8 protein-coding genes are annotated in these 7041 nt (G+C 31.4%); 4 read left to right on the top strand and 4 right to left on the bottom strand.

What is annotated here, in order from left to right; genetic code table 11:
• Positions 1 to 80, bottom strand: an 80-nt coding sequence (locus IDG60_RS22045) for a hypothetical protein (protein ID WP_241013330.1), incomplete at its 3' end; no start/stop codon positions are given.
• A 620-nt stretch (positions 81 to 700) separates the two neighbouring features.
• Positions 701 to 805: a hypothetical protein gene (locus IDG60_RS02895; RefSeq protein ID WP_001789935.1), complete on the bottom strand. Its 105-nt coding sequence runs from the start codon at positions 803 to 805 to the stop codon at positions 701 to 703.
• 94 nt (positions 806 to 899) lie between these two features.
• On the opposite strand from IDG60_RS02895, the gene sbi reads away from it, so the two are divergent.
• The 4 genes from sbi to hlgB all read left to right on the top strand — a co-directional run bounded on the left by sbi (position 900) and on the right by hlgB (position 6168).
• Positions 900 to 2210, top strand: coding sequence for an immunoglobulin-binding protein Sbi (sbi, locus tag IDG60_RS02890; protein WP_000792559.1), 1311 nt, complete (start codon positions 900 to 902; stop codon positions 2208 to 2210).
• Positions 2211 to 2745: 535 nt separating this feature from the next.
• Positions 2746 to 3675 (top strand): bi-component gamma-hemolysin HlgAB subunit A, encoded by a 930-nt coding sequence (hlgA, locus tag IDG60_RS02885; protein ID WP_000594519.1) that lies wholly within the window; start codon positions 2746 to 2748, stop codon positions 3673 to 3675.
• Between the two features lie 566 nt (positions 3676 to 4241).
• Positions 4242 to 5189 carry a bi-component gamma-hemolysin HlgCB subunit C gene (gene hlgC, locus IDG60_RS02880; RefSeq protein ID WP_000916704.1) on the top strand — a complete coding sequence of 316 codons (948 nt, stop codon included), beginning with the start codon at positions 4242 to 4244 and terminating at the stop codon, positions 5187 to 5189.
• Position 5190: 1 nt separating this feature from the next.
• On the top strand, positions 5191 to 6168 hold the full coding sequence (hlgB, locus tag IDG60_RS02875) for a bi-component gamma-hemolysin HlgAB/HlgCB subunit B (protein WP_000783428.1): 978 nt from the start codon (positions 5191 to 5193) through the stop codon (positions 6166 to 6168).
• 51 nt (positions 6169 to 6219) lie between these two features.
• On the opposite strand, the gene IDG60_RS02870 is transcribed toward hlgB, so the two are convergent.
• Both IDG60_RS02870 and IDG60_RS02865 read right to left on the bottom strand, forming a co-directional pair.
• A complete protein-coding gene (locus tag IDG60_RS02870; protein ID WP_000200956.1) occupies positions 6220 to 6687 on the bottom strand; it encodes a QueT transporter family protein in 468 nt (155 codons plus the stop codon).
• Positions 6688 to 6697: 10 nt separating this feature from the next.
• On the bottom strand, positions 6698 to 7041 hold a 344-nt coding region (locus tag IDG60_RS02865; RefSeq protein ID WP_274611433.1), incomplete at its 5' end, for a 6-carboxyhexanoate--CoA ligase.

Here is a 7041-nt window from a genome sequence, read left to right as displayed (position 1 = left end):
ACAATAGATAAGATTATATATACAATTAAACTCAAATAAGCACCGCGTTGCGCCAATTTAAGATTTTCATTATGAGACATGCGTTGAACCACCTTGAATTAGTATAGTAACAATATTATGAATGATTCATTTTAATTTTACAACGTTTTTAATTTTTATAAATTTTTATAAAATTAAACTAATTTATTCATTCGCAACCCCTAAAAATAATTTTTAGCCTTTCTTCAAATTTATTTGTTAGAAAGGCTTATGCATTAGTAGCGATGCTATCTAATGCGTTCCTTTATTTTCTGCGAATTTTATGAGCTAGAAAGGCTTATGCAGTTGACGTTTTACGTCCAACTGCGTTCCTTCGTCTTCTTCAAATTTATTTGTTAGAAAGGCACCCAACTCTCCCTGTTTGTTAACTTTCGTCTCGAAAGTTTCTATGTTGGGACCCAATGCATTAGTAGCGAAGCTATCTAATGCGTTCCTTTATTTTCTGCGAATTTTATGAGCTAGAAAGCCGCCCAACTCTTCCTGTTTGTGAACTTTCGCCTCGAAAGTTTCTATGTTGGGACCCTATGCATTAGTTGCGAAGCTATCTAATGTCGTGACCTAATTATATAGAAGAAAAAGTGCATCAGTGACAAATTAAATGAGATTTCTACTCTACCAAACTCTCTTCGAAAGACAATTTCCTCCTCTATTTATTAGCAAACTATTGCATTTCTCCATATAGTACTTCCTTACTTAAAATACGCTGAATGTTCTGAATTAAACGCTTTTTTACATAGTTAACACTAGTTAATCTATTAGTTAACATTAGTTAATAATTAGTTAATTTCCATTTGTATTCTCATGTGATAAATTCTAAAAGCATACAATAAATTTAATATGTAAAAAGAAAGGGAATACACATGAAAAATAAATATATCTCGAAGTTGCTAGTTGGGGCAGCAACAATTACTTTAGCTACAATGATTTCAAATGGGGAAGCAAAAGCGAGTGAAAACACGCAACAAACTTCAACTAAGCACCAAACAACTCAAAACAACTACGTAACAGATCAACAAAAAGCTTTTTATCAAGTATTACATCTAAAAGGTATCACAGAAGAACAACGTAACCAATACATCAAAACATTACGCGAACACCCAGAACGTGCACAAGAAGTATTCTCTGAATCACTTAAAGACAGCAAGAACCCAGACCGACGTGTTGCACAACAAAACGCTTTTTACAATGTTCTTAAAAATGATAACTTAACTGAACAAGAAAAAAATAATTACATTGCACAAATTAAAGAAAACCCTGATAGAAGCCAACAAGTTTGGGTAGAATCAGTACAATCTTCTAAAGCTAAAGAACGTCAAAATATTGAAAATGCGGATAAAGCAATTAAAGATTTCCAAGATAACAAAGCACCACACGATAAATCAGCAGCATATGAAGCTAACTCAAAATTACCTAAAGATTTACGCGATAAAAATAACCGCTTTGTAGAAAAAGTTTCAATTGAAAAAGCAATCGTTCGTCATGATGAGCGTGTGAAATCAGCAAATGATGCAATCTCAAAATTAAATGAAAAAGATTCAATTGAAAACAGACGTTTAGCACAACGTGAAGTTAACAAAGCACCTATGGATGTAAAAGAGCATTTACAGAAACAATTAGACGCATTAGTAGCTCAAAAAGATGCTGAAAAGAAAGTGGCGCCAAAAGTTGAGGCTCCTCAAATTCAATCACCACAAATTGAAAAACCTAAAGCAGAATCACCAAAAGTTGAAGTCCCTCAAATCCAATCACCAAAAGTTGAGGTTCCTCAATCTAAATTATTAGGTTACTACCAATCATTAAAAGATTCATTTAACTATGGTTACAAGTATTTAACAGATACTTATAAAAGCTATAAAGAAAAATATGATACAGCAAAGTACTACTATAATACGTACTATAAATACAAAGGTGCGATTGATCAAACAGTATTAACAGTACTAGGTAGTGGTTCTAAATCTTACATCCAACCATTGAAAGTTGATGATAAAAACGGCTACTTAGCTAAATCATATGCACAAGTAAGAAACTATGTAACTGAGTCAATCAATACTGGTAAAGTATTATATACTTTCTACCAAAACCCAACATTAGTAAAAACAGCTATTAAAGCTCAAGAAACTGCATCATCAATCAAAAATACATTAAGTAATTTATTATCATTCTGGAAATAATCAATCAAAAATATCTTCTCTAGTTTTACATCATTTTTTAAATAATTTTCGTAATAAACCGTGATTAAAAAGAACCGCTGATTCTCAATCGAATCTGTGGTTCTTTTTTTATTTTCCATCAATTAAATGTTTCTTCGCTATTTGTCAGTCCACTTCTTTACCTGCAACTTGTTAAATAATCCTTACATCGTTAACGAATAGTTCATCATTTAGTTGAATCAGCTCAACTTTATTAACTTCAAATTTTCACAAACTATTGCGAAATCCATTCCTCTTCCACTACAAGCACCATAATTAAACAACAATTCAATAGAATAAGACTTGCAAAACATAGTTATGTCGCTATATAAACGCCTGCGACCAATAAATCTTTTAAACATAACATAATGCAAAAACATCATTTAACAATGCTAAAAATGTCTCTTCAATACATGTTGATAGTAATTAACTTTTAACGAACAGTTAATTCGAAAACGCTTACAAATGGATTATTATATATATGAACTTAAAATTAAATAGAAAGAAAGTGATTTCTATGATTAAAAATAAAATATTAACAGCAACTTTAGCAGTTGGTTTAATAGCCCCTTTAGCCAATCCATTTATAGAAATTTCTAAAGCAGAAAATAAGATAGAAGATATCGGTCAAGGTGCAGAAATCATCAAAAGAACACAAGACATTACTAGCAAACGATTAGCTATAACTCAAAACATTCAATTTGATTTTGTAAAAGATAAAAAATATAACAAAGATGCCCTAGTTGTTAAGATGCAAGGCTTCATCAGCTCTAGAACAACATATTCAGACTTAAAAAAATATCCATATATTAAAAGAATGATATGGCCATTTCAATATAATATCAGTTTGAAAACGAAAGACTCTAATGTTGATTTAATCAATTATCTTCCTAAAAATAAAATTGATTCAGCAGATGTTAGTCAGAAATTAGGCTATAATATCGGCGGAAACTTCCAATCAGCGCCATCAATCGGAGGCAGTGGCTCATTCAACTACTCTAAAACAATTAGTTATAATCAAAAAAACTATGTTACTGAAGTAGAAAGTCAGAACTCTAAAGGTGTTAAATGGGGAGTTAAAGCAAATTCATTCGTTACACCGAATGGTCAAGTATCTGCATATGATCAATACTTATTTGCACAAGACCCAACTGGTCCAGCAGCAAGAGACTATTTCGTCCCAGATAATCAATTACCTCCTTTAATTCAAAGTGGCTTTAATCCATCATTTATTACAACATTGTCACACGAAAGAGGTAAAGGTGATAAAAGCGAGTTTGAAATCACTTACGGCAGAAACATGGATGCTACATATGCTTACGTGACAAGACATCGTTTAGCCGTTGATAGAAAACATGATGCTTTTAAAAACCGAAACGTTACAGTTAAATATGAAGTGAACTGGAAAACACATGAAGTAAAAATTAAAAGCATCACACCTAAGTAAACAGTTCAATCATTTTAAAAAATCCTGGGACACTTCATACTTGTCTCAGGATTTTTTAACATATTGAATCAGCCTCATAACATTAAATTAATTTATCGTACATTAAATTTAATAATAACAACTGATTTTTATAAGAACAAAGTATCGCACCAGAGTAGATACACAAATAATACAAATGAATCCATTTAAGTTGAAAGCTTAAATAAATATTCTCAAGTTAATAAATAATTAACTTTTAGATGGATTCATCAAAAATCGTAAAAAGAACAATTTGTATTTTACAAACATTAATTAAAAATAAAAGCAAGACATTCGTGCAATCGGTTACCTTAAATTGTTTACAACTGTCAACAATACCAAGGTTTTATTAACTATATTTCTCACAAAATTAGCTTTTAGCATTCCAAACAAAAAAGGTTAAATTGAACGGAATTATGGCATTTTTAACTTAATTGTAAAAAAAGTTGATAATGGTCAATTGTTAATGAACAGTTAATTATAATAACGTCCAAAATATATTATCATTTAATTAAGTTGAATAAAATTATAGAAAGAAAGTGAAACTTATGCTTAAAAATAAAATATTAGCTACAACTTTATCTGTGAGCTTACTTGCCCCTCTTGCCAATCCGTTATTAGAAAATGCTAAAGCTGCCAACGATACTGAAGACATCGGTAAAGGAAGCGATATAGAAATTATCAAAAGGACAGAAGATAAAACAAGTAATAAATGGGGCGTGACTCAAAATATTCAATTTGATTTTGTGAAGGATAAAAAATATAACAAAGATGCTCTGATATTAAAGATGCAAGGATTCATTAGCTCTAGAACAACATATTACAACTATAAAAAAACTAATCATGTTAAAGCTATGCGATGGCCATTCCAATATAATATTGGTTTAAAAACAAATGATAAATATGTTTCTTTAATTAATTATTTACCTAAAAATAAAATTGAATCTACAAACGTGAGTCAGACATTAGGATACAATATCGGTGGTAATTTCCAATCAGCCCCATCACTCGGTGGTAATGGATCATTTAACTATTCTAAATCGATTAGCTATACACAACAAAATTATGTAAGTGAAGTAGAACAACAAAACTCAAAAAGTGTTTTATGGGGCGTCAAAGCGAATTCATTCGCCACTGAATCAGGTCAAAAATCAGCATTTGATAGCGATTTATTTGTAGGCTACAAACCTCATAGTAAAGATCCTAGAGATTATTTCGTTCCAGACAGTGAGTTACCTCCTCTTGTACAAAGTGGATTTAACCCTTCATTTATCGCCACAGTATCTCATGAAAAAGGTTCAAGCGATACAAGCGAATTTGAAATTACTTACGGAAGAAACATGGATGTCACTCATGCCATTAAAAGATCAACGCATTATGGCAACAGTTATTTAGACGGACATAGAGTCCATAATGCATTCGTAAATAGAAACTATACTGTTAAATACGAGGTCAATTGGAAGACTCATGAAATCAAGGTGAAAGGACAGAATTGATATGAAAATGAATAAATTAGTCAAATCATCCGTTGCTACATCTATGGCATTATTATTACTTTCTGGTACTGCTAATGCTGAAGGTAAAATAACACCAGTCAGCGTAAAAAAAGTCGATGACAAAGTTACTTTATACAAAACAACAGCCACAGCAGATTCTGATAAGTTTAAAATTTCACAGATTTTAACATTTAATTTCATCAAAGATAAAAGTTATGATAAAGATACTTTAGTACTTAAAGCTACTGGGAATATTAACTCAGGCTTTGTGAAACCTAATCCTAATGACTATGACTTTTCAAAATTATATTGGGGAGCTAAATACAATGTATCTATAAGCTCACAATCTAATGATTCAGTAAACGTCGTTGATTATGCACCAAAAAATCAAAATGAAGAGTTTCAAGTTCAAAATACTTTAGGCTATACATTTGGTGGTGACATTAGTATCTCTAATGGTTTATCTGGTGGACTTAATGGAAATACAGCTTTTTCTGAAACAATTAATTATAAACAAGAAAGTTACAGAACAACATTAAGTCGCAACACAAATTATAAAAATGTTGGCTGGGGAGTTGAAGCACATAAAATTATGAATAATGGTTGGGGACCTTATGGAAGAGATAGCTTCCACCCAACATATGGTAATGAACTCTTCTTAGCTGGCAGACAAAGCAGTGCATACGCTGGCCAAAACTTCATAGCGCAACACCAAATGCCATTATTATCTAGAAGTAACTTCAATCCAGAATTTTTAAGCGTACTATCACACAGACAAGATGGCGCTAAAAAATCTAAAATTACAGTAACTTATCAACGTGAAATGGATTTATACCAAATTCGTTGGAATGGCTTCTACTGGGCAGGCGCAAATTATAAAAACTTTAAAACTAGAACATTTAAATCAACATATGAAATTGATTGGGAAAATCACAAAGTGAAATTGTTAGATACAAAAGAAACTGAAAACAATAAATAGCTAGTAAAACACGGTCGCCAACAGTAATTGTGACGACCGTGTTTTGATTTATTATCTTAGTAAGACTGCCATTCTTTTTCTCAATGTGAGATATAAAGGAATAGCTACAATTAAAGTGAATATTACGCCTGGAATCGCGTTTAACAACACTACCCACACAGGTAAATTTAAAATAATAGATAATAGTAGCCTAGATACCAAACTGCCTAATACACTTGATAAAACTAATGATAGTACATTTATTTTCAATAAATAAACAACTGCAATAGCTATAACTCTAAATATAATAGAAATAATCACATTAATTGGATTAAATACGCCAAATATCAGTAATAATACGCTTGATAAAAGCCCACCTAAAAAGTACTTTTTAATTCCAAAGAAAGCTAATATCAATAATGCTGCCGGTGCAGATAATTGAAAATCTAATCCTGGTATAATGGACGGTATTTTCAAAACTGCCAAAATGGTTAAAATCGCAGCAATGACACTAATTTGAGTAATATCTTTTGATGTCATACTAAAACCCCTATACCGTTTCATAAACAACTTGCTTCGGTGTGCTTTCTAAAAATGATATGTAATGATTTAAATCAATACAATCGTCCACAAATATTATTCTGCCTCCATATCTCGTATTAACTGGTTTAATATCAAATAATCGATGGTAACCAATTTTAGCAGCGGCAAAATAACCTGTCGTATACGTTAAGTCATCGGACACGCAAAGTTCTCCTTTGACATACGGATGCGCATTGATACAACTAGCAATTGCTAAGGCATCAGTCACTCTTTCATTAAGATCACCTTTATTATTTATATCTTCAAACGAAAAATGTGTTGCCCTAATCCCCCTTTGTCCAAATGAATCTA

Source organism: Staphylococcus sp. EG-SA-2 (assembly GCF_017152085.1).
This window is presented reverse-complemented; position numbering and strand designations above follow the sequence as displayed.